The organism is Streptomyces guryensis (assembly GCF_021261325.1).
Taxonomy (GTDB): Bacteria; Actinomycetota; Actinomycetes; order Streptomycetales; family Streptomycetaceae; genus Streptomyces; species Streptomyces guryensis.
Genome location: NZ_JAJSBI010000006.1, coordinates 276492 through 299300, shown reverse-complemented (window position 1 = coordinate 299300; position 22809 = coordinate 276492). Strand labels below are relative to the sequence as shown.

General features: G+C 67.9%; 18 protein-coding genes. 14 read left to right on the top strand and 4 right to left on the bottom strand.

The annotated features are described in order from the left end of the window. The first annotated feature begins 64 nt into the window (after nucleotides 1-64). The 3 genes from LJ657_RS15295 (at nucleotide 65) to LJ657_RS15285 (ending at nucleotide 3425) form a co-directional block, all read left to right on the top strand. The gene (locus LJ657_RS15295) at nucleotides 65-544 is read left to right on the top strand and encodes an NUDIX hydrolase (RefSeq protein WP_232649139.1); all 480 of its coding nucleotides are present in this window, start codon (nucleotides 65-67) and stop codon (nucleotides 542-544) included. A 54-nt stretch (nucleotides 545-598) separates the two neighbouring features. Continuing rightward, nucleotides 599-1399 carry a 3-hydroxybutyrate dehydrogenase gene (locus LJ657_RS15290; RefSeq protein ID WP_232649138.1) on the top strand — a complete coding sequence of 267 codons (801 nt, stop codon included), beginning with the start codon at nucleotides 599-601 and terminating at the stop codon, nucleotides 1397-1399. Between the two features lie 76 nt (nucleotides 1400-1475). Further along, nucleotides 1476-3425: a helix-turn-helix domain-containing protein gene (locus tag LJ657_RS15285; RefSeq protein WP_232649137.1), complete on the top strand. Its 1950-nt coding sequence runs from the start codon at nucleotides 1476-1478 to the stop codon at nucleotides 3423-3425. A 40-nt stretch (nucleotides 3426-3465) separates the two neighbouring features. Here the strand turns inward: LJ657_RS15285 and LJ657_RS15280 are convergent, their stop codons facing one another. The 4 genes from LJ657_RS15280 to LJ657_RS15265 all read right to left on the bottom strand — a co-directional run bounded on the left by LJ657_RS15280 (nucleotide 3466) and on the right by LJ657_RS15265 (nucleotide 7301). Then, nucleotides 3466-4851, bottom strand: a complete 1386-nt coding sequence (locus tag LJ657_RS15280; protein ID WP_232649136.1) for an MFS transporter — start codon at nucleotides 4849-4851, stop codon at nucleotides 3466-3468. A 204-nt stretch (nucleotides 4852-5055) separates the two neighbouring features. Next, on the bottom strand, nucleotides 5056-6216 hold the full coding sequence (locus LJ657_RS15275; protein WP_232649135.1) for an MAB_1171c family putative transporter: 1161 nt from the start codon (nucleotides 6214-6216) through the stop codon (nucleotides 5056-5058). Beyond that, complete coding sequence (locus tag LJ657_RS15270) at nucleotides 6213-6737, bottom strand: zinc metalloprotease (RefSeq protein ID WP_232649134.1); 525 nt, start codon at nucleotides 6735-6737, stop codon at nucleotides 6213-6215. The genes LJ657_RS15275 and LJ657_RS15270 overlap by 4 nt, the downstream gene beginning before the upstream one ends. A 63-nt stretch (nucleotides 6738-6800) precedes the next feature. Continuing rightward, nucleotides 6801-7301, bottom strand: coding sequence for a hypothetical protein (locus tag LJ657_RS15265; protein WP_232649133.1), 501 nt, complete (start codon nucleotides 7299-7301; stop codon nucleotides 6801-6803). Between the two features lie 363 nt (nucleotides 7302-7664). On the opposite strand from LJ657_RS15265, the gene LJ657_RS15260 reads away from it, so the two are divergent. The 11 genes from LJ657_RS15260 to LJ657_RS15215 all read left to right on the top strand — a co-directional run bounded on the left by LJ657_RS15260 (nucleotide 7665) and on the right by LJ657_RS15215 (nucleotide 22688). Continuing rightward, nucleotides 7665-8675: a hypothetical protein gene (locus tag LJ657_RS15260; RefSeq protein ID WP_232649132.1), complete on the top strand. Its 1011-nt coding sequence runs from the start codon at nucleotides 7665-7667 to the stop codon at nucleotides 8673-8675. A gap of 547 nt (nucleotides 8676-9222) precedes the next feature. Then, nucleotides 9223-10182: a ParB/RepB/Spo0J family partition protein gene (locus LJ657_RS15255; RefSeq protein ID WP_232649131.1), complete on the top strand. Its 960-nt coding sequence runs from the start codon at nucleotides 9223-9225 to the stop codon at nucleotides 10180-10182. Nucleotides 10183-10487: 305 nt separating this feature from the next. After that, nucleotides 10488-12323, top strand: a complete 1836-nt coding sequence (locus LJ657_RS15250; RefSeq protein ID WP_232649239.1) for a carbamoyltransferase family protein — start codon at nucleotides 10488-10490, stop codon at nucleotides 12321-12323. Nucleotides 12324-12361: 38 nt separating this feature from the next. Next, nucleotides 12362-12493 (top strand): hypothetical protein, encoded by a 132-nt coding sequence (locus LJ657_RS48100; RefSeq protein WP_269786476.1) that lies wholly within the window; start codon nucleotides 12362-12364, stop codon nucleotides 12491-12493. A gap of 36 nt (nucleotides 12494-12529) precedes the next feature. Continuing rightward, entirely contained in the window at nucleotides 12530-14341 is a 1812-nt protein-coding gene (locus LJ657_RS15245; RefSeq protein WP_232649130.1) for a hypothetical protein, read from the top strand. A gap of 27 nt (nucleotides 14342-14368) precedes the next feature. Further along, nucleotides 14369-15604, top strand: a complete 1236-nt coding sequence (locus LJ657_RS15240; RefSeq protein WP_232649129.1) for an ATP-grasp domain-containing protein — start codon at nucleotides 14369-14371, stop codon at nucleotides 15602-15604. Then, entirely contained in the window at nucleotides 15601-16785 is a 1185-nt protein-coding gene (locus tag LJ657_RS15235; protein WP_232649128.1) for a cytochrome P450, read from the top strand. Before LJ657_RS15240 ends, LJ657_RS15235 begins: the two co-directional genes overlap by 4 nt. A 406-nt stretch (nucleotides 16786-17191) precedes the next feature. Beyond that, nucleotides 17192-18439, top strand: a complete 1248-nt coding sequence (locus tag LJ657_RS15230; RefSeq protein WP_232649127.1) for an MFS transporter — start codon at nucleotides 17192-17194, stop codon at nucleotides 18437-18439. Between the two features lie 85 nt (nucleotides 18440-18524). Beyond that, nucleotides 18525-19247, top strand: coding sequence for a pyroglutamyl-peptidase I (gene pcp, locus LJ657_RS15225; RefSeq protein ID WP_232649126.1), 723 nt, complete (start codon nucleotides 18525-18527; stop codon nucleotides 19245-19247). A 62-nt stretch (nucleotides 19248-19309) separates the two neighbouring features. Beyond that, nucleotides 19310-21265, top strand: coding sequence for an SGNH/GDSL hydrolase family protein (locus LJ657_RS15220; RefSeq protein WP_232649125.1), 1956 nt, complete (start codon nucleotides 19310-19312; stop codon nucleotides 21263-21265). Between the two features lie 94 nt (nucleotides 21266-21359). After that, nucleotides 21360-22688, top strand: a complete 1329-nt coding sequence (locus LJ657_RS15215; protein ID WP_232649124.1) for an LLM class flavin-dependent oxidoreductase — start codon at nucleotides 21360-21362, stop codon at nucleotides 22686-22688. Nucleotides 22689-22809 lie beyond the last annotated feature (121 nt).

Genomic DNA, 22809 nt, shown 5'->3' with positions numbered 1-22809 from the left:
ACGCCCAGCGCACGCCCCGCGAAATGCGCCGGGACCGGGACACCGGCCCTTTAGGGTCGGTGTCATGCCAACCCCTGACTTCATCCGCGAGATCCGGGCCTCCGCAGGCCACCAGTTGCTCTGGCTCCCCGGCGTGAGCGCCGTCGTCTTCGACGACGAGGGCAGAGTCCTGCTCGGGCAGCGTGCCGACAACCACCGGTGGGCGCTGATCTCCGGCATCCCGGACCCCGGTGAACAACCCGCCGCAGCCCTCGTACGCGAGGTACAGGAGGAGACGGGCGTCCGGGTCGCCGTCGAGCGGCTGATCACGGTGCGGTCCGGTCGGCAGGTCACCTACCCGAACGGCGACACCTGCCAGTTCATGGACCTCTGCTTCCGCTGTCACGTCATCGACGGCGAGGCCCGGGTGAACGACGACGAGTCCCTGGCGGTCGGCTGGTTCACGCTGGACGAGCTGCCGGAGATGACCGACTACCACTACTTCCGGATCAAGCAAGCCCTGTCCGACGAACCCACATGGTTCGAGCCTATGAGTTCCGAGTGAACTATGGGCCGTGACCACATGTGGGGAGGCGGGGGAGCTGCCTAGGGTCGAGACATGACCCCGCCCAGCGCCCTCCCGGCCCGCCAGGACCCCTCCCTCGACCTCGGCGGCCGCACCGCCCTCGTCACCGGCGCCGCCGGTGGCATCGGCCGCGCCTGCGCGCTGCGCCTCGCGGCCGCCGGGGCCAAGGTGAGAGCGGTCGACCGGGACGCCGACGGCCTGGACACGCTGGCCGAGCAGGCCCTGGGCCTCGCGGGCACGGTCGAACCGCACGTCCTCGACCTCACCGACCTCGACGCCGCCGAACTCGCCGCCGCGGGCACCGACGTCCTGGTCAACAACGCCGGGCTGCAGCTGGTGCGCCCCATCGAGGAGTTTCCGCCCGAGGTCTTCCGCACGGTGCTCACCGTGATGCTGGAGGCACCCTTCCGCCTCATCCGCGGAGCGCTGCCCCACATGTATGGTCAGGGGTGGGGCCGCATCGTCAATGTGTCCTCCGTCCACGGACTGCGCGCCTCGGCCTACAAGTCGGCGTATGTGGCCGCCAAGCACGGTCTGGAGGGCCTGTCCAAGACCGCCGCCCTCGAAGGCGCACCCCACGGCGTCACCTCGAACTGTGTGAACCCGGCCTATGTGCGCACCCCCCTGGTCGAGAAGCAGCTCGCCGACCAGGCGCAGGCGCACGGCATCCCCGCAGAGCGCGTCCTGGCGGAGGTGCTGCTGCAGGACAGCGCCGTCAAACGGCTCATCGAACCGGAGGAGGTCGCCGAGGCCGTGGCCTATCTGTGCGGCCCGCAGGCATCCTTCGTGACCGGCACCTCGCTCGTCCTCGACGGCGGCTGGACCGCGCACTGACCAGGCCCGGGCCCGGCCAGGATCGAGTTGTCCACAGGGCCGACCCGGTGACAGTGGGATGAGGAATCCTGTGAGCATGTCCCGCGATCACGTGCAGTCCGCCGAGCGCACCGACGCCGAAGCCGCGGCTCCGGCGCCCACCGGCGCCGAGACGCCGTACCTTCAGCTGCTGGCCAGGGGTGCGTCCGCCGACGCCTACGAGCAGCCCGTGCTGCTGGCCCGCGCCGAGGGACGGCCCGCAGCGGCGATCGCCGCGCTGGAGCAGGCCAAACTGCTCGCGCTGCGCGTGCGCGCGGAACTGGAGGGGCGCCGCCGCCGGGAGGCCGAGCTCTCCGCGCTCTTCGAGACCGCCCACGACCTCGCGGGCCTGCGGGACCTGGACGCCGTACTGCGAGCGATCGTGCAGCGCGCCCGCTCCCTGCTCGGCACCGACATCGCCTACCTCAGCCTGAACGACCCGGACCGCGGCGACACCTACATGCGGGTGACCGAGGGCTCGGTCGCGGCCCGCTTCCAGCAGCTGCGGCTCGGCATGGGGGAAGGGCTCGGCGGCCTGGTGGCCCAGACCGCCCGCCCGTACGTCACCGACGACTACTTCAAGGACGACCGCTTCCAGCACACGAACACGATCGACGCCGGTGTGCGGGACGAGGGCCTGGTCGCCATCCTCGGCGTGCCGCTGATGCTGGGCCACCACGTCATCGGCGTCCTCTTCGCGGCCGACCGGCGCGCCCGGGTCTTCGAACGCGAGCAGATCGCGCTGCTCGGCTCGTTCGCCGCACTGGCCGCGGCCGCCATCGACACCGCCAACCTCCTCACCGAGACCCGCTCGGCCCTGGCCGGCCTGGAGCGCGCCAACGAGATCATCCGCGACCGCAGCGGCGTCATCGAGCGCGCCTCCGACGTCCATGACCGGCTCGCGGAGCTGGTGCTGCGCGGCGGCGGAGTGCACGACGTGGCTGCGGCGGTCTCCCAAGTCCTCGACGGGACAGTCGAGTTCACCGAGGCCGTCGACGCACCGGCGGCCCCCCTGGAGGCGTCCAGGGCCGAAGGGCACGCCGTCCGGCACGAGGACGACTGGATCGCCGCCGTGGCCGCAGGCGGCGAACTGCTCGGCGCGCTCGTCCTGCGCGGCCACCCCGGCCTCGACCTCGTCGACCAGCTCACCCTGGAACGGGCGGCGATGGTCACCTCGTTGCTGCTGCTCGCCAGACGTTCGGCCGCCGAGGCCGAACAGCGCGTCCGCGGCGAGCTGTTGGACGACCTCCTCGACGCCCGCGACCGCGACCCGCGGCTACTGCGCGAGCGCGCGTCCCGGCTGCACGCCGACCTCGACGCCACCCACGTCGTGCTCGCCGCCCGGCTCGACGGCCCAGCACCCGACGCCGACCAGGAGGCAGCCGCCCGCCGACGCCTGTGGTCCGCCGCCTCCCACCTCGCCGCGACCCGGCACGGCCTGGCCGCCGCCCGCGACGGCGGCACCGTCCTGCTGCTGCCGCTGGCCGACGGCGACACCGCCACCGAGGTGGCCCGCCGCACCGCCCGCCAGCTGGGCGCGGCAGTCCATGAGGCGGTCACCGTCGGTGCCTCCGCGCCCGTCCAGGACCTCGCCGCCCACCCCGGCACCGCGGCCGCAGCCTACGCGGAGGGCCGACGCTGCCTGGACGCCCTGTACCTCCTCGGCCGCCCCGGCGACGGGGCCGCAGCCGAGGACTTCGGCTTCCTCGGCCTGCTGCTCGCCGGCGACCGGGACATCGCGGGTTTCGTGGACCGCACCATCGGCCAGGTCGTCGCCTACGACGAACGACGCGGCACCGACCTGGTGCACACCCTCGACGCCTACTTCACCTGCGGCATGAGCCCGGCCCGCACCAAGGACGAACTGCACGTCCACGTCAACACCGTGGCGCAGCGCCTGGAGCGCGTCGCCCGCCTCCTGGGCGACGACTGGCAGGACCCCGCCCGCGCCCTGGAGATCCAACTCGCCCTGCGGCTGCACCGGTTGTCGGCCCGCGCACAGCGCTGACCCCCGCACGCGACGCGTACGGGGGGCGGGCTCCCGGAGATCACACGGTGTGCGCGTCCGCCGCGGCGGCAGTCGCAGGCCCCGTGCTCACGGGCGGTTCGACATCGGCCAGGTCCCGGTGACGGGTCTCCTTGGCGACTCCCACCGCGAGGACCGTCAGCACGGCCGCGCCGATGACGTACAGGGCGATCGGGGTGGAGCTGCCGTAGTCCTCCAGCAGCGCGGTGGCGATCAGGGGTGCCGGCGCACCCGCCGCGACCGAGGCGAACTGGGCACCCATGGAGGCACCCGAGTAGCGCATCCGGGTCGCGAACATCTCGGAGAAGAAGGCGGCTTGAGGCGCGTACATCGCGCCGTGCAGCACCAGGCCCACGGTGACCGCGAGGATCAGGTTGCCGAAGCCGCCGGTGTCGATGAGCGAGAAGAACGGGAACATCCACAGCCCGACGCCGACCGCGCCCAGCAGGTACACCGGACGGCGTCCGACCCGGTCCGACAGTGCGCCCCAGGCCGGGATGACCGCGAAGTGCACGGCCGAGGCGATCAGCACCGCGTTGAGCGCGGTCTGCTTGGAGACGCCGGCCGACGTGGTGGCGTAGACGAGGATGAACGCGGTGATGACGTAGTAGCTGATGTTCTCCGCCATGCGGGCGCCCATGGCGATGAGCACATCCCGCCAGTGGTGCCGAAGCACGGACACCAGCGGCGGCTTCTCGGCCTCCGCACCCCGGTCGGCCTTGCGGGCCTCGCTCTGCGCCAACGCCTGCTGGAACACGGGCGATTCATCGACAGACAGACGAATCCACAAACCGACGACCACCAGCACACCGGAGAGCAGGAACGGGATCCGCCAGCCCCAGGAGCCGAAGGAGTCGTCCGAGAGCGTGGCCGTCAGCACGGAGAGCACACCTGTGGCGAGCAACTGTCCGGCGGGCGCGCCGGTCTGCGGCCACGAGGCCCAGAAGCCGCGCCGCCGGGCATCCCCGTGCTCGGACACCAGCAGCACGGCGCCGCCCCACTCGCCGCCCAGCGCGAAGCCCTGGATCAGGCGCAGGGTGGTCAGCAGCACGGGCGCGGCTGCTCCGACCGTCGCGTGCGTCGGCAGCAACCCGATCGCGAAAGTCGCCCCGCCCATGAGCAGCAGACTCAGCACCAGCAGCTTCTTGCGCCCGATCCGGTCGCCGTAGTGCCCGAAGACGAGTGCGCCCAGCGGACGGGCGGCAAATCCGACGGCGTACGTCAGGAAGGAGAGCAGCGTGCCGACCAGGGGGTCCGAGTCCGGGAAGAACAGCTTGTTGAAGACGAGCGCGGCGGCGGAACCGTAGAGGAAGAAGTCGTACCACTCGATGGTGGTGCCGATGAGGCTGGCGGCGACGATGCGCTTGAGGTTGTTCGGGGCCGGTGGAGCGGTTGCGGGCGACGACATCGGCACCACTTCCTGGGGTGTGACGGGGACGTTTGCGTGTCGCCACACCGTAGGAAACCGCAGGTCAGGCGCACATGGGGCGGGGCAACATAGTTCGGGGGTCGGCTATGCGTGTGGGCACCATGCCGGCACATGAAAAGGCGGTTCAGGGGATCGATGGTGGTCGAAACGGCTGCCGTCCGGGACGCGTAGTTCAGGGTGGGCTCAGTCCTTCGCCGCCGACGATGGTTCTGCACCGACGTGCGCCGGTGCGGATTGGTAGGCCTTGACCATGCGGAGCAGGAAGGCCCGTTCGCCGGCGAAGTCCGTGCCACCCGTCGAGATGAAGCCCGGTGTGCGGGGCGCTGGATCAAGTCCCTGCAGTTTCGCGTCCCGGGCGCTCTTGACCGCGGCGGCCAGGGCGGCGATGTCCCGGCTCGCTTCGGCACGGGTCCGCCTGCGGGGCGGCGGCGCTTGGGGAGGAAGACCATGGTCCGTAAGTGCCAGAATGGCGTCCCTGGTCTCGATGATCCTGCGGTATGCGAGCACGTGATAGGGCATCCGGGGCCACACGACGTCCCAGATCCGGTGGCGCGGAGAGGCCAGGGCGACGTGCGGAACAGCGGTGACGAGCTCATGCCACATCGGCCACAGCCGCCAGGCGGTGGCGATGTCGGAGACGGCGCGCCGGAACACGGTGTACGTCGGCACCAGGATGGCCAGGGCGCGCAGCACGCCGTGCAGGTCCATGAGCAGGGGAAGCCAGGGCAGGGGCCAGCGGGCATCGGTGGTGACTCGCAGGAGATACCCCAGCCAGTAGACCCCCGCCAGAGCCGTACCCAGACCGAACAGGCGCAGGCTCAGGGTCAGGGACCGGTGCGCGGGCGTCGCGCTGTAGCGCAGGCACATCAACGCACACAGGGCGTTGGCCGCCAGGTGCGTGCTCATGAGCATGAGCCAGTAGACGAGGGAGGGGTTCGGCGACCCGCTGACCGGGATGCCGATCTTCAGGTGCGGCTCGGCCGCGAGATCCAGGACGAGCAGGAGGGTCACCATGGAGCCGGAGGCCAGGACAATGGCCGTCTGGAAGCGGCGGCCCTCCGTGGTGACCTGGGCCACGAAGGAGAGCACGGCTCCCGCGGACAGAACACCGAGGGCGTTCCTGGCCACGGCCACGACGTTGGCCTCACTGTGACGGGCGGCCTCGTGCAGGACGGACGGCAGATCGAGCGTCATGGACGCAGCCGCGGTGACCACGGCCAGCAGCACGCCCCGCTGGGCCGCCGAACGCAGGCCGGAGGGCACCCGCAGCAGCACCGCGGCCCATAACAGCAGCACACTGGGCAGTTCCAACTCGGCGCCGAGCGTGGCTGCGTCGCGGGTCATGCCGTGTCGTGTGGTGGGTTCACTCCCAGGGCCGCCTCCAGGCGGCCGAGTGCGCCATCGGCGTGCCCACGGGAGGTCTCGCTCATGAGGGGCCCGAGAAGACTGGCGAACAACTCAGCCTCCTGTTCCTGGCTGGTGGCGTAGTTCGTGCGGGCCAGGAGACGCTGCACCGCGTTCACGTCGAGGTCGGGCAGGAACGAGCCCCAGCCGATGCCGCCGTCCTCGTGCGACGCCCAGTGGTCGAACAGCACGTGTCCGATCTCGTGCAGGACGATGTGCTCCTGGTGGAGGGGCGCAGTGCGCTGTTCGTAGAAGATGTGGTCTTCGGCATCGGTGGCCAACCACATGCCGCAGGCGCCGGCGGTGGCCGCCTCACGCGGCAGCGGATGAAGACGCAACGGCCGCCCGCGCCGCGCTGAGATGTGGCGGCACAGGATCTCGATGGACAGGGTGGCGGGGAGTTCCAGCCGGTCGATCACCGTTTGGCAGCGACGTCGCAGCCTGAAGGATCCGTTCGACATGAGTGTCCGCGTCGGGGCCCTTTCTGTACGTGGGGGATACCGGGACCGAGGGGGGGGCACAGGTCAGCTTCTTCGCGCTCCGGGGCGGTCCGGCCGGTCCTCGGCGTGGGGGTCGTCGTGGGGCGGATTGTCTTGGGGCCGGGTGGGCGGCGGCTCCCCCTTTTCGCTGACCTGCTCCAGATTCTCCACGCGGCGGACTTCGTTGACGATGGTGAGGAGGGCATCCAAGCTCGCGGACGACAGGCCCTCGGCTCTGAGCGCGAGGCTGCGCACCTTCGTGTCGCGGAGTGCGACCGCGAGTTTCAGCTGTGCATCGACCTGACGCGATACCTCGTCGTTGACGAAGTACTCGAGCGGGACGCCGAAGAACTCCGCTAGTACGGCAAGCTGCTCCAGCGTCACATTGCGTTTCCGGCCGGTGGTGAGCTCCCACAGATAGGTCCCGGAGATCGTTCTGCCGGTGCTCTCCCGGATCAGCTGGGCGAGCCGCGCGTATCCCGGGCGTTTGCGTTCGTCCGGGTAGAAGGCCGCGATCAGGCTGCTGAGCCGTTCGTCGAGGTCCATCAGCAGAGGCCGACTCGCGTCGCGACGATCTGCCCCACCCCTGTCCATACGCCACCTTTCACACGTCCGCTCCAGTGGACAGCGCCACCTCTGATCAGTGTGGACCCTTTCGGGACGCGGAGTGAGTGCGATCCGGTCAACCTTCCGGGAGTTGAGTGGGCGCATGCCTCGTCCGTGACGGGTGCGACGCCGGGTGCGCAGGCGGCCGAGGAGAGTGATGACCTGGAAACAGGAGCCGAGAGGCACAGGCCGAATGGTTCTCCCGGGCAGTCGCGAGGTGTCCGCCCGCCGCGGCTGGAACAGGACCGTCTGCTCCAGCGGATGCATTGACGCTCAATCGTCCGCTGTCTAGCGTCGTGTCGCGTGAATTCCGCTCGAGGCACGAACGACGCAGGGCAGACCGCGGACCAGGAACGAGCCACTCCTGACGGTCACACCCTGGCCGCGACTCTGCCGCTCGACGCGCTGGGATGCACCGACTCGCCGCGGACCGCGGGCGTGGACGAAGCGCATGTGCAGAAACTCGCCCGCATCACCGGGCCGTTGCCCCCTATCGTCGTACACAAGCCGACCTTGCGCGTCGTCGACGGGGTTCACCGCGTCCATGCGGCCCGGCTCCGCCGGGAGGACCGCATCGGCGTCTGCTATTTCGAGGGGCCGGTGGAGGACGTGTTCGTCGAGGCGGTGCGGTTGAACTCGTCGCGGGGGCTGCCGTTGACGCAGGCCGATCGCACGGCTGCCGTCCTGCGGATCCTGGGCACACATCCTCAGTGGTCGGACCGTCTGATCGCCTCGGCCTCAGGAGTGACCGCGGGCACTGTGGCGGCCGTACGGAGGTGTTCAACTGTCGAGGGCGTGCAGTTGAACGCGCGTGAGGGCAAAGACGGAAGACTACGGCCGGTGGACCCGGCGGAGGGACGCAGAAGGGCCGGTCTGCTGCTGACCGAGCGGCCCGATGCCTCGCTGCGGCAGATCGCCGCAGAAGCCGGAGTCGCCCTTGCCACTGCTCGTGACGTGAGGGAGCGGGTGCGCCGTGGTGAGGACCCCGTCCCGCTCAGGTTTCGTGAATCCGATGCCGGAACCGACTCGGGCAGTACCGCTTCGAGGGCGGCCGGGGGTATGTCGTCCTGCACCGGGGATGCGGATGTGGGTTCCCTGGTGGCGCGGCTCTGCAAGGACCCGTCGCTGCGGCTGACGGACGGCGGCAGGACGCTGCTGCAGATGTTGAGCGTTCCGCTCGTTCTCCAGGGTGACAGGACAACGCCCTTACTGGAGGCCGTACCCGGCCACCGTGTGTCTTCGGTGGCCCAGGCAGCCCGCGGGTGTGCCCGGCTGTGGCTGGATTTCGCGGAGTTACTGGAAGGCCGTACCTGACGGACCAGTGAACGCATCGGCTTGCGCCTGCTGGGCGACCATGCACTCGGCGCGTGCGGGCAGGCCCGGTGCCCTGGATCCAACGAGCGCCCGGCATGTGGTTCAGACGCTTTTCCCCTCGCGGTCCACGAGGCTGGAGGGTGTGCGAATTCCCATCCCCGCCATGTGTGTCAGGAGCGGGGTCAGGGGCTGATGCGAGGGTTGAAAAAGATTGCTTACCCGGGTCTGTCGATGCAGCATGGAAAGTGATCCATTCCTATTCCCTCGCTGGACCGAGCAGTGGACACTTTGCACCATTCGACGGGGGCACGAAAATTGAGCGCCCGAGTGTGTCAGCCATCCAGGATGCGGCCGTGCATGTGCCGGAAGACTGAGTCGTGCCGGTTGCCGGGCCGACCCCTGCCTCAGATGCCTCGGCGGTGCTTGCGGAGCGTCGTGATGTCCGATTCACCTGCCGTCGAAGACCACGGAACGGCACGGAAATCGTGGGCCGTTCTCAGGGTGTGTACTCCGTAGGTCGGGCGTGGCTCGATGGAGAAGGGGGCTCATGGACGTCTCGAACGGCAGGGTGCTCGGAGGGCAAGCAGACCCGACAGCGGAATCCGACGACCGGAGAACGGTGTGTTCCGTGCCGATATCCTCACTTCACGTGGGTGATTCGCTGCGGCAGAAGGGAGTCGACGATTCCCACGTCCGTTTGCTGGCCGAATCCGAGGGCACACTCCCGCCGATTCTGGTGCACCGTCAGACGATGAGGGTGATCGACGGGGTTCACCGGCTACGGGCGGCGGAACTGAAGCGTCGTGAGACGATCAACGTCCGGTTCTTCGAGGGCGACGAGGACGAGGCGTTCGTCCGGGCGGTCCAGGCGAACGTCGGGCACGGACTGCCCCTGACCCTCGCGGAGCGCACGGCAGCCGCCACCCGCATCGTGCGCACCCACCCCGACTGGTCGGACCGCAGAGTCGCCGGCCTCGCCGGCCTGTCGCCCAAGACCGTCGGCGCCGTACGGGCGCGGTCGACTGAGGAAATTCCTCAGTCGACGGTGCGGGTCGGCCGGGACGGCAGGGTGAGGCATCTTCCGAGGCGGAAGGCGAGCCCCGGTATCCGGGACGTTCCCGAGGAATGCGCGTCGGCGGGCGACGGTTCACCGGTCTCCGTGACCCGCCCCGGACCGCCGTCCGTTCCATTCCCGCAGCGCGCCCCGCGTACGGCGGAGCCGGCCCTGCGCTGGGGCCCGGCCGCAGTGTCGTGCCGGGACGGTACCGCGGACCGTATAGCGAGGTACCAGGCACTCTGCCAGGACCCCTCTTTCCGGATGACTGAGACCGGTCGTTTCCTGCTGCGCTTGTTGGAGCTCCATATTGTCCGGGTGGGGGAATGGGATCGTTTGATCGCCAACGTGCCGCCGCACCAGGCTGATTCGGTGGCGGACCTGGCGCGGGAATGTGCCAGGGCCTGGCTCGACTTCGCAGAGAGGGCCACACACCCGGGAGTTCGGGCGTAATCGCGGCACCGGGGTGCAATAATTCACCGACCGGGTGTTGACGGTCGTCGACAGGGAACGATTTGCCCATTCCCCTGGACCGGTGTCATTCTCCTGATGCGATTGTCGGCGGCCTCACCGAAATGGGTTTCCACGTAGTCCACGGAAAGGTTGGTCATGTCCAAGGTGCTCCGGAAAATACCTCTCATTGGCGGCCTTCTCAGGAAACTGTCGTTCCGCCGGAAAAAGAAGGAAGACAGCGACACCACGATGTATCCGCTGTACTGATCCCGGCCATGGTTTCGCTGCACCCGAGGGGACGTTGGATGCCTGACCTGGTGCTCGGGATTTCCTGCTACTACCACGACAGCGCTGCGGCACTTGTCGAGGACGGCGCCCCTCGCGCGGCCGCGCAGGAGGAGCGGTTCAGCCGCCGCCGGCACGACCCCTCGTTTCCCGCCCAGGCGGTCCAGTACTGCCTCCAGGAGAGCGGAGCCAAACTCGATGACGTGTCAGCCGTCGTCTACTACGAGGACCCGGGGCTGAAGTTCGGAAGAGTCCTGACGACTTTCGCCGCGGCCGTCCCGTACGGTTTCGCTCCCTTCCGGGAGGCCTTGCCCGACTGGCTCGCATGGAAGCGACGTGCGAACGACACCGTGCGTGACGAGCTGGCCGGGCTCGGCCTCGGACAGGTTCCCCCCGTCGTCTGCCGACGCCATCACGCCTCGCATGCCGCGTCCGCTTTCTTCCCGAGCCCGTACGAGTCTGCCGCGGTGCTGTGCATCGACGGTGTGGGGGAGTGGGCGACCACCACGCTCTGGCACGGTCGGCGTTCGAACCTCCGGCAGCTGGCCGAAATCAGATTCCCGCATTCGCTCGGCCTCCTGTACTCGGCCTTCACGTACTTCTGCGGCTTCAAAGTCGATTCGGGCGAGTACAAGTTGATGGGGCTTGCGCCCTACGGCCGGCCCCGCTTCGCGGAGGTGATCCGCCGCAAGCTCATCCACATCAAGCCGGACGGCTCCTTCCGCCTGAACATGCGCTACTTCGCCTATCTGCACGATCACGTGATGACAGGCCGCCGCTTCGAGACGCTCTTCGGAGGACCGCGACGCAGTCCCGAAGGCCCTCTTACCGAGCGGGAGTTCGATCTGGCCGCATCGGTGCAGCAGGTTACCGAGGAGATCGTCATCCGGCTGGCCCGGACAGCGCGCAGCCTCACCGGGGAGCGAAGGCTGTGTCTGGCCGGCGGAGTTGCCCTGAACTGCGTCGCCAACGGAAAGCTTGCCGACCGGAAGATCTTCGACGAGATCTGGGTGCAGCCCGCCGCGGGGGACGCGGGCGGCGCATTGGGCGCGGCCCTTTCCGTCGCGATGGAGCGCGGCGCCTCGCGTGCCCATCTGGGCACCGGACGCGACGGGATGGCGGGAGCTCTTCTCGGGCCCGCCTACAACGACGCTGCGATCCGGGCCTACCTCGACGAGCACGGGCTGCCCTATTCGAGACCGGAGCCGGACGCGCTGATCCGGGAGGCGGTGGCAGCGCTCGACGGCGGAAAGGTCGTCGGGTGGTTCCAGGGGCGGATGGAGTTCGGGCCCCGTGCGCTGGGCAACCGGTCGATCCTGGGTGATCCGCGCGATTCCGCCATGCAGTCGACGATGAACCTCAAGATCAAGTTCAGGGAGTCCTTCCGGCCCTTTGCACCGTCCGTCCTCGCGCCCGACGCACGCGACTACTTCAGGCTCAACCAGGACAGTCCCTACATGCTGCTGGTGGCCGACATCGCGCCCGACAAGAGGCTGGCGGGGCCCCAACCCGAGGGAATCTCCGGCCTGGACCTGCTGAAGGTGCAGCGATCTCTGCTGCCTGCCGTCACCCATGTCGACGGGTCGGCGAGAATTCAGACGGTCGCCGAAGAGGACAACCCCCTGTACTACCGCCTCTTGGCCGCTTTCAAGGAACGCACCGGCTGTCCGGTGCTGGTCAACACCTCCTTCAACGTGCGCGGCGAACCGATCGTGAACACGCCGGCCGAGGCCGTCACCTGCTTCATGCGGACCGACATCGACATGCTCGTCCTCGGTGGCTTCATCCTGCGCAAGGAGGAACAGCCCGCATGGCGTGAGGGCGGCGACTGGCGCAGCGACATCCCACTCGACTGATTCCACCAGCTGCCGATCAGGCCCCCGGAGGCGCGCGCATGCGCAGAGCCGCCCTGTTTCTCCTCTACTACCTCGTCCTGACGCCGGTCGGCCTGCTGTGCCGCACGGTGCGCGATCCGCTGCACCGGGGCGTCCGGCCCCGAGCGAGCAGCTACCTGGTCCGGCGGTGATACCGCCCGGCATCCGCTGCCCGGCACACGGCACACGTGGCGTCCTTCCTCATCGCATTCCACGGCGAATGCACCGACAGCGTGGAGAAGAGACCATGGCACGTCCCACGACCGAATGCCGGGTGCCAGATGCCGGTCCGCCCGGATCGCACCCCTGCGCGCCACGGTGGAAGAAGCCGGGCGGTTCAACCGGCCGGTGCGGGCCGCGACACGATGGTCCCGGACGCCCGGACCGCCATGCCGGCGTCTGATGCGGCGCGGGTTGCCGCCGAACTCGCGCTGACCCTGGCCCTGTACCGCTGGGTGGTCTCGCCGGTGACCGCGTGGTGCGCAGTGCGGCTCGGCACGGGCCGCTATCCCGCCGAGGCGCTCAACGGGGCTTATCCGGAGGGGGCGTTCAGGCCGCGGAAGCTGCTTGCGGCGGGTGCCGTCGTCGCAGTCCTCAGTGCGGTCGCGGCAGTCTGCGGGGGCACGGCCCGCGCGGGCCTGGCGTGGGTGCCGACCGTGGCGCTGGCACTCGTCCTCTGGAAGTACCTCACCCTGGACTACGACGCGGCCCTGGGCATCGGCTGGCAGCGCGCCGACAGGCTGGCGGTCCTCGTCGCCGGTGCGGCCGCGCTCCGCTGGCCGTGCCTGGCCCTGGTCGCCGTGGTGCTGCTGTGCGGCAGGCTGGGCGGCTGGACGCACCACTCGAACGTCTGCATCCGGATGGTGAAAGCCGCCTTCTGTCACTCGCTCGCCGTCGGTGTGACGCACGCACTCGGGGAGGCACCGGCGGCTCCGCGCAATACAGCCCTGGCGATTCTCCTGGGCAGTGTGTACCTGAGCCACTATGTGACGGCGGCCTGGAGCAAGGCGAAGCTGGGGCGCTTTCCATGGTCGTGGATGCTGGACAACCGGACCGACCTGCTGGTGGCCACCTCCTACTCCTGGGGGTGGGCGCGATTCGTGCCGGCTCGGACCGCCTCACGGGTCGTCAGACGACTACGTCCGGCCGCGGCGCTACTCAACAGCGCGACGATGTTCATCGAACTCGCGGGGCTGCTGGCATTCGCCCATATCTGGCTCTTCCTTTTCGCCGTCCTCGGCGCCGTCCTGTTCAATTGCGTGGTCGCGCTGACCTCCGGCCTGCTGTTCTGGGAGAACATCGTCATCGGCGTCGTACTGGCCACCTCGTCGGTCTTCGTCTCGCACGGCGATCCGATCCATTTCGGTATGTGGCCCTGGCTTCTCAGTGTGGTCCTCATGGCTCTGGTGCTGGCAGGATGGGCCTGGCGCCCCAATATCCTCGGCTGGTGGGACACGCCGCTTTCCGCCAAGGTCCTGTGGTCGGTGCAGACCAGTGACGGTGAGACCTACGGGCTTTACAACGACTTCATGAGCCCTCATGATCGTGAATATGCTCGGGCCGCCGGGAACGCACTGATCCGCGAACCGCTGGTGACTTTTCCGCTCGGTGGTGTGGAAGACTCCGACATACGAGATGTCCTGGTCGGTGCGCGGCCATGTGACGAAGACATCGACCAGGCCAAGATTTTGTTTGGGACGACGGTGCGGGACGAGCGTCGAGCAGAGCGGCACATTGACTACATCTGCAAACTCCTGGCCGCGGTGAACAGCGGGAGACCCAAAAGCCCGCTGCCCCGGGCTTTGCGTTGGCTGAAGGCGCCGGGAGGGCATCTGTATTACTGGGGAGATCTTCCGCGCTATCGGAGATCGAAAGGCCACATCTCAAGGGTCGAGGCGTGGTACCGGGAAGAGCTGTATGCCAGCGAGCAGGGCGAATGGATCCGCTTGCGTGACGAACTGCTCGTCGCCGTCGACATTCCCGCTACCAGTACGAACTGAGTCCAGAATGTGTATCGGAGGACAACCATGCACGTCGTACTCGTGGGGCCGCGCGCAGAGATCGTCCGTGGGCTGCGTGCCGACGGACATGAGATCACCCTGCTGTATGAGCCGGGCCACCGGGAGCGGGTGGCCGCCCTCCGCGACCAGGTGGACCGCGTCTGCGCAGTGGATTCCTATCGCAAGGTCGAGTCCCTCTGGTCCGCCGTCCACCACCTGGAACCGATGAACCCGATCGGCGCGGTCGTCACGACGACCGAGTGGGCCGTTGTCGCCACGGCGGTCCTGGGCCAGCTGACCGGGGCCCGATCCATTTCTCCGGTGCAGGCGCTCGCCTGCCGCGACAAAGGGGTGCAGAAGAAGAGATGGAATGCTGCCGGGGTGCCCACGACCGCATGGCGCGTCCTTTGCAACAGTCTTGAGTCGGAAGCCGAAGCGGAACGCTGGCTCGCCGAGAGCGGTCTCCGGTTCCCGCTCGTCGTGAAGCCGCTGGCCGAGGGTGCGAGCAAGTCGGTGAAGGTGGCACGCTCCTTGGGCGAGTTCGCCACGGCGGCTAATTCCATCGATGGCGGGCGGGCCATGGTCGAGCAGTTTGTCGAGGGCCGGGAGTGGCATTTCGATGGCATTGTGCAGGACGGAAAGCTGTCGGCCTTCATGGTCTCCCGATACAGTGAACCGCTGCTCTGCACGAAATACGGCAAGCCCATTCGCTCGATAGCCATGACACCGGCACTCCATTCGGACGTCTACGATTCGGCCGCCGACCTCGCTTCGCGCGCTCTCGACGCACTGGGGCTCACCACCGGGGTGTTCCATCTCGAAGTGTTCGGTGAACCGGGAACGTTCGTCGCCAGTGAACTGGCCTGCCGCCCGGGTGGGGGGATCGTGGGCGAGATGACGGAGCGGGTGATCGGTGTGGACATCTATGAGGCGAGCGCGAGGGTCATCACCGGGGATCACATACCGCGGTGGGCCGAGGAAAAAGAATGGATCCATGGCTGGACTATTCTCCCCACAGCCCCGGGAAAGCTGAACCGCGTCGAAGCCGGGGAAATAATGAAGATTCCGGGAGTGGACAAAGTGATCATGCGGCTCGAACGCGGCAGCACCATGCGCGACATGGCGGACGCCTCGACCCTGGGGGTCGGCTGCGCGGCGGTGAAGGCACGATCCGTCGACGAGTGCCAGCGCATGATCGATGCGGTGGTGGCGGCCGTGGAACGGATACATGACCATGCCCCCCTGGAAGCTGCGCGGTCATGAACATCTCCCGCGACGCTGCCGCCGTCTCCCCGCTGCGCTACGACCCACTCGATCCCGACACACTTGCGTCCCCCTACGCCCTGTACACCCGTCTGCGGGAGGAGACTCCCGTTTTCTGGCATGAGCAGTTGGCGTCATGGGTGCTGACCCGCTACCGCGATTGCCGCGACGTCCTGCGTGACCACGGACTCTTCGCCAGGGACCGCCGCCGGGTGGGGGAGGACGTACCGGAATTCCGGCAGAGCGTGCAGTCCCTGGACCCGCCGGACCAGACCTCGTTGCGGGGCCTGTTCATCAACTCCCTGCGGGCACAGGACCTCGACGGCATCGGCCGACGTGCGCGCCGGCAGGTTGCGGACATCTTTGACCGCATGTCCAGCCGGGCGGAGTTCAACTGGATGACGGAGGTTGCCGCTCCTGTCTCGCTGTCGATCACCGCGGAGCTTCTGGGTGTCGAGGAGCCGGAGTTGGAGCCATATGTGCAGATATCGGACGCGCTCGCGCGCCGGATGGACTACGGACTGCTGCCCGGGGTCGTCGAGACCGGGGACCGGGCCCGGAAGAAGTTCAACGCGCTGGTCGACTCCTGGTTCGAGACCAACGACCGGCCGGGAACCCTGCACGACGTCCGGAAGAACGCGGCGAAGGCGCGGGTCCCGGAGCACTACATCCGGAACACCACCAGTGTCACGTTCAACGCGAGCTTCGGCACCGTGTACGCCACTGCGGGCAATGTGGCACTCACCCTTCTGCAACATCCCGAAGCGCTGTCCCGGTTGCGCGACGAGCGTCTGCTCGACACCGGTGTGGACGAACTGATCCGCTTCGACGGACCGGCGCAGGGCACCAGCCGCGTGGCGACCAGGCGGACCACCATCCGGGGCACGGTCATCGAGCCCGGCCAGACGGTGCTGACCCTGATGGCGGCCGCAAACCGGGACCCGGAACAGTTTCCGCGCCCGGACGAACTGGTTCTGGACCGGTCTCCCAACCCGCATCTGGGCTTCGGCTGGGGGCCGCACGCCTGCCTGGGAACGATATTTGGCCAGCTGGCGGTGAAGCAGTTGGTGATCGGGCTCCTGGACGCCGGTACACCGCTGCGGCTGGCCGGCACTCCCGAGCGTCGGCGCACGGCAACGGTGCGGAGCCTGGACAACCTGCCAGTCACCTTCCGTCATTGATGGCACGCCACTCAGTCTTCATGGGCGCGGCCCCGCAGACCCTGCCGTGTGCGCGTCGCGGCCTTCCCTCAGCCCGGTCGAGCCGCGGGAGGGACGTCGTGTCCGTGATGAATCCGCTCACCGACCCGGGAGGAGGTGTCCCATGAGCTACGACCACTGAGAATGAGTCGGTCGACGGGCCCGGCAGCAGCCGGGCCCGTCCACGCCGGGGAATCAAGGGCGGCAAATCGAATGCACGTCGGGCGCGCAACCCAGGCCGGACGAATGTTCAGGAAAGCCAGGAGGCAAGGAGCTCCTGGTCATGGGTGGCCGGGACCATCAACTGCACGGCAGGCACGGGGTATTGATGTTGTAGTCTCTGACGTCGATTCGCTGGGCTCCTTACGTGTCAAAGCAGGGTGTGAGAATGAGTCTGAAAACCGAAGCCACAGCAGACGATCCAGACCAGGGGGTGGTTGTCACCAGCCCCTTCCATCTGCCGGCATTCCGGTGGTTCTTCACGGGACGACTCGTCTCGCTGCTCGGCAGCTCAATGACCCCGGTGGCGCTTTCCCTCGCGGTTCTGAACGCGTCGAACAGCGCAGGCGACATGGGGGCGGTGCTCACCGCCAACACCATTCCTCTCATTGTCTTCACGCTGGCCGGCGGAGTGGTCGGCGACCGGTTCTCGCGGCGACTCGTACTTCTGTTGTCGAATCTCGGCGCAGGTCTGACGCAGGCTGTTGTCGCTTTCATCCTGATCACCGGGAACTACCATCTCGGTGCGCTGATTCTGCTGGAAGCCCTCAACGGAACTCTGGCGGCCTTCACCAACCCGGCGCTGCGAGGCATCGTCCCGGACATCGTGCCCAAGCCGCAGATCCAGCGCGCGAATTCAGTGCTGGGATCGGCCAAGAACGCCGCGAAGGTACTGGGCCCCACCGTTGCGGCCACCCTCGTGGCGACCACGAACGGCGGCTGGGCGATCTCCGTCGACGCCGCCACGTACTTCGTCGCCGCGGTCTGCATGTTCCGGCTCAAGATGACGGGCAAGACACCGCCCCGGAAGGCCAGCACCTTCGTCGCACTCCGCGAAGGCTGGACGGAATTCCGGTCCCGGACCTGGGTCTGGACGATCGTCGCCTCGTTCGGCGTGGCCAACTACATTCAGGTGGGCATCTGGACGGTGCTGGGACCGCTGATCGCGAAAGAGCGGATCGGCGAGACCTCCTGGGGCATGGTGCTCAGTGTCAGGGCAATCGGCATCCTGCTCATCGCGGTGGTGATGTACCGCATCACCCTCAGGCGGCTCCTGCCCGTGGCGCAGCTGTGCGCGAGCCTGGTGGGTCTCCCGCTGATCGCCCTGGGACTTGTCGCGAACGCGTACTGGCTGGCAGCCACCGCGTTCCTGGCCGGGCTGAGTTTCGGACTTTACAGCATTGCCTGGGAGACCACGCTGCAGGAAAATATTCCCCAGAACATGCTGTCTCGGATCTCGTCGTACGACAATCTGGGGTCCTTCATCGGCGTTCCGGCGGGGCAGTTGTCAGCCGCCCCCTTGGCGAGTGCTTTCGGGGCGCCTCGCGTCGCACTCATCGGCGGATTTCTGTGGATTGCTCTCACGCTGAGTCCGCTCGCCGTTCCTTCGGTGCGGGGACTTCGTCACGCGACTTGAGAGAAGCATCCGGACGGGTTCCGTTCCGGTCGGCCGCTCCCGCACAGTGCAATCCTGTCCGTTCCCCTCAACAGGCCGACAGCGTGTGACGAATTCGCTGTCCTCACCCTCGGAGGCCACCGTTTCACGCGTCCTGCTGACCGGCGTCGAACCTTTCGGACGAAACTATCTGAACTCCGCTTGGGAGGCATGCCGGCTCGTAGCCGAATCCCCGCCGGAGAACACGCAGTTGGAGGTTGCCCTACTGCCGTGCGCATTCGGGGATTCCATAGAAGAACTCCGTAAGCAAATCCTGCGGGTGGAGCCGGAGTTGGTCATCTCCACGGGGCAGGGCGGCAGCCGCCCCGACATCACCATCGAGCGTGTGGCGATCAACCTCAACGATGCCGAGGGTGCGGACAACAACGGCAATCAGCCCATCGATGAACCCATCGTCGCCGACGGGCCCGCAGCATACTTCTCCTCGATACCGGTCAAGACCTGCACCGAAGCGTTGCTGAAAGCCGGAATACCCGCATCTGTCTCCCACACGGCCGGCACGTTCCTCTGCAACCACATCGCCTTCGGGCTGGCCCACCTCATCGCCACCGAGTTCCCTGATATCCGGGGCGGGTTCGTGCACATACCGTTCACTCCGGCGCAGGCAGCCGACCGGCAGCGGCGCCCGTCCATGGCCAGTACCACCGCAGCCGACGCCCTGCGCGTCGTGATCGCCACTGCCCTGAGTACCTCCGAGGACCACTCCCGGGCCTCCCGTGCCACGCGATCAGGCCCTGTGCGCTGGTTCTCCCGGCGGTCGCGGAAGTAGTCCGGCTGTGCGGCCCTCGCCCGACGCCCGTCCTCACCTTCGTGAGCTGGAGGGAGATTCCCGTGCGCATTCTTGTCCTCGGTGATTCGTGCAGTGCAGGTATCGGTGCTCCGCAGGCGGTGTATCCGTCCGTCCTGCACGCGCGGCTCGATGAAGCCCACCGGATCGAGAACCACGCCGTTCCGGGCTTCACGAGCGCTGACGCGGCACGGTACTTCCGGCGGAAAGTGTCACGGCGGGGCTGGGATCTGGTCATCGTCTACCTCGGCAATTCCGATGGTGCCCAGTCGCGCTACAAGGGGGCCTACCAGGCTTGGCGCGATCGGGACCGGTTGGTGTCGCACTCTCCGAGCAGCCGGCCGGTCGTCCGCATCCGCCAGAAGAACACCGGAGAGTTCGACGAGCGTGACGAGCGCCGCACAGTGGCGACCACGCCGCAGGACTTCCGGCGGAACCTGGAGTCGATCGCGAGGGAGGCGCACCGTCGTGGTAGCCGTGTCGTCCTCATCAACCCGATTGCCAATACGCGTTTCCCGGCGGCCATGATGGGGCCCCATGCCCCCTACTACAAGATCGTGGGACTGCCGGCCCGGCTTGCCGACGAATTGACCGCGCGCTCCGCCTCGGCCCGCACTCTGATCGATGCGGTGCGCCGGCATGAGGAGGGAGACTCGGAGAAGGCCGCCGCACTGTACCGGCAGCTGGCCATCGGACAGGGTCACGTACCGGCGGTCGCACGGAACAACCTGGCGGTTCTGCTGCATCAGCAGAATGCCGCCGAGGAGGCCGTGGAGCTGCTGAAGGAGCTGGCCGGGACAGAGGGTGCGTCCGGCGCCGTCGCCGCGTACAACCTCAGCCGGATCCTGGACGGGGGAGGGCATCAGGACGAAGCGCACAGCTATGCGATGCGCGCTGTCGAGGGTGACGTCCACCTGTACCGGATGAAGAAGGCATACCGGCGGCAGATCGAAGAGATGGCCGCGCGGCCGAACGTCGAGGTCCTCGACCTGGCCGAGCTGCTCGGCTCGGCCGACTTCGTGGACTACTGCCATCCGACCGCCGAGGCGCATGTCATCCTCGCCGAGGCCCTCGCGTCGCGCCTGACCCCGACCGACAGCGCCAAGGACAGCAATGCCGGGTATGTGTGCGTCCACCCCAGCCCGGACGCCTACTTCGACGTGGCACCCACCCTGGCCGACCACTTCGCCCTCGATTTCGACGTCGCTCGGCCGACCGTCCGGCAGGCGGCGGCGGAAGTGCTCCAGCACGCAAGGGAGCAGGGACCCGGCGACTTCCTCGCCGACGAGCCGAAGTGGCCCGAACCCGCGTCGGATCTGCAGGCCAACATCGTCAACACCTTCCGGTACGCGGTCGGCCATCCGGCGATCACCTCGCTCGACGACCTCGGACAGTGGCTCCCCGAGTACGGCTGGGAGATCGGAAGGTTCCCGGAGTACTACCTCTGCCGGATCCTGCACGACTACGCGAAGGCGGCAGAAGAGCATCCCTCCGACGGGCGGGCTGCCGCCGCCCTTCACCGGCAGCTGAGCTCCGCGGTGCAGCGAGAGCGTGTGCTGCCGGGAATTCCCCGTACCGCGAAGAGCCGGCTGCGGATCGATACGTCGTACGCCCGCCGCGTCCTGCGGAAGGTGCGACGGCAACTCGCGGAGAGCACGGTGCTGTTCGAGGACTCCCGCGCCCACCGGATCGCGACGGTCCGCACCTGGTACCTGCGCGAGGCGTTCCGGTTCGGCGCACATTCGCGGAGCAGCATGCTCTATCCGGCGTGCGTCCTGGAGCAGCTGGTCGAAGGCGTCTGCGTGGCTCTCACCATCGCACTGCATCAGAAGGCGGCAGAGATCGAGCGCTCGGCCCTGTCACTGCTGGACGACCTGGGCAGGCTCCGAGACGTGCACGAGAAATACACCGCTCGGCACGCGGGGTCCTGGGACCTGACCGAGTGTGAGGACTACCGCACAGAACTCGCCTCACTGCGCGGCCTGTTCGTGCGGCAGTAGCCGATCGTCCGCTTCAAGGGATGCGCTGCGGACGGGCGCGCCGTGGGCCGCCCGCATTCACCGCATCGCGGGGGCGTTAACGGAAAGGAACCCCATGGTCCGAGAAATGCACCTCAACGCGTTCTTGAGCAGCGTGGGACACCATCAGGCGGCTTGGCGGCTGCCTCAGAGCGATCCGCTGGCCAATACCGATGTCAAGCACTTTCAGCACCTGGCCCGGGTGGCGGAGCGCGGCAGGCTCGATTCCCTGTTCCTTGCCGACCACCCGGGGCTGTGGGGCGACATCAGCCGTCAGCCGGCCGCCGCGCTGGAGCCGACGGTCCTGTTGACCGTGATGGCCGGGGTGACCGAGCACATCGGCCTGATAGCCACGGCCTCCACGACCTACAACGAGCCCTTCAACCTGGCTCGGCGGTTTGCCTCCGTCGACCATGTCAGCGGTGGCCGGGTCGGCTGGAACATCGTGACGACGGCCACCCTGATCGCAGCGCGCAACTTCGGGCTGGACGAGCTTCCGCCGCACGGGGACCGGTACGCACGTGCCGATGAGTTCGTGGGGCTGGCCCGGAAGCTGTGGGACAGCTGGGAGGACGACGCGATACTCGCGGACAAGGAGGTGGGGATCTGGGGCGACAACAACCGGCTGCACCCCGCAGCCCACGACGGAACGTACTTCAGTGTCGCCGGGCCGCTGGACGTCGCGCGCAGCCCTCAGGGATACCCGCTCCTGGTGCAGGCCGGATCGTCCGAAGACGGCCGGGACTTCGCGGCCCGCCATGCGGACGCCGTCTTCACCGTGCAGAAGACCCTGGAGGAGGCGCAGGCCTTCTACGCCGACTTGAAGAAGCGTGCAGCCCGGTTCGGCCGCGATCCGGAGACCGTCACGATCCTGCCGGGCATCGTGCCGACGATCGGCGCGACACAGGCCGAGGCCGAGGCCGCCGACGCCGAACTCGGCAGCCTTATCAAACCCGAGCACGCGATCAAGCAGCTGGTCAGCATTTTGCAGGTGTCCGCGGACGAGTTGCGCCTCGACGAGGAACTGCCCGCCCACGTCACCACCGACCGGCACATCGAAGGAGCGCAGGGACGCTATGCGCTGGTGGTCGGTCTCGCCCGGCGAGAGGGGCTGACGGTGCGTCAGTTGATCGGCCGGCTGGGGGCCGGCCGCGGCCATCTCACCATCGCCGGCACGCCGGAACAGGTGGCGGACACGATGCAGCACTGGTTCGAGAACGCCGCTGCCGACGGCTTCAACATCATGTCGCCGGTGCTGCCCTCCGGTCTGGAGGGCTTCGTCGACCATGTGGTGCCGATCCTGCAGGCCCGCGGTCTCTTCCGCACCGAATACTCGGGAACGACGCTGCGCGACCATTACGGAGCGGCCCGCCCCACCAACCAATACGTGGACGGTCTTGGTTGACCAGATTTTCTCGTACGGTACCGTTGATGCATCCAGCCATTCCTTTGATTTCCCCTCGTGGGTCTCTGTGCTGCCTTTCGGTGCCTAGCCGTATCCCGCCGCCCGGCCATGTAGCAAGTGA

What these genes read in the sequence shown, in the direction of transcription:
- LJ657_RS15265 (WP_232649133.1), bottom strand. Translation starts at nt 7,301, where the DNA reads ATGGACCTCGACGAACGGCTCAGCAGCCTGATCGCGGCCTTCTACCCG.
- LJ657_RS48100 (WP_269786476.1), top strand. Translation starts at nt 12,362, where the DNA reads ATGCGCAGAGCCGCCCTGTTTCTCCTCTACTACCTCGTCCTGACGCCG.
- LJ657_RS15235 (WP_232649128.1), top strand. Translation starts at nt 15,601, where the DNA reads ATGAACATCTCCCGCGACGCTGCCGCCGTCTCCCCGCTGCGCTACGAC.
- LJ657_RS15215 (WP_232649124.1), top strand. Translation starts at nt 21,360, where the DNA reads ATGGTCCGAGAAATGCACCTCAACGCGTTCTTGAGCAGCGTGGGACAC.
- LJ657_RS15275 (WP_232649135.1), bottom strand. Translation starts at nt 6,216, where the DNA reads ATGACCCGCGACGCAGCCACGCTCGGCGCCGAGTTGGAACTGCCCAGT.
- LJ657_RS15270 (WP_232649134.1), bottom strand. Translation starts at nt 6,737, where the DNA reads ATGTCGAACGGATCCTTCAGGCTGCGACGTCGCTGCCAAACGGTGATC.
- LJ657_RS15255 (WP_232649131.1), top strand. Translation starts at nt 9,223, where the DNA reads ATGGACGTCTCGAACGGCAGGGTGCTCGGAGGGCAAGCAGACCCGACA.
- LJ657_RS15280 (WP_232649136.1), bottom strand. Translation starts at nt 4,851, where the DNA reads ATGTCGTCGCCCGCAACCGCTCCACCGGCCCCGAACAACCTCAAGCGC.
- LJ657_RS15230 (WP_232649127.1), top strand. Translation starts at nt 17,192, where the DNA reads ATGAGTCTGAAAACCGAAGCCACAGCAGACGATCCAGACCAGGGGGTG.
- LJ657_RS15285 (WP_232649137.1), top strand. Translation starts at nt 1,476, where the DNA reads ATGTCCCGCGATCACGTGCAGTCCGCCGAGCGCACCGACGCCGAAGCC.
- LJ657_RS15240 (WP_232649129.1), top strand. Translation starts at nt 14,369, where the DNA reads ATGCACGTCGTACTCGTGGGGCCGCGCGCAGAGATCGTCCGTGGGCTG.
- LJ657_RS15295 (WP_232649139.1), top strand. Translation starts at nt 65, where the DNA reads ATGCCAACCCCTGACTTCATCCGCGAGATCCGGGCCTCCGCAGGCCAC.
- LJ657_RS15290 (WP_232649138.1), top strand. Translation starts at nt 599, where the DNA reads ATGACCCCGCCCAGCGCCCTCCCGGCCCGCCAGGACCCCTCCCTCGAC.
- LJ657_RS15250 (WP_232649239.1), top strand. Translation starts at nt 10,488, where the DNA reads ATGCCTGACCTGGTGCTCGGGATTTCCTGCTACTACCACGACAGCGCT.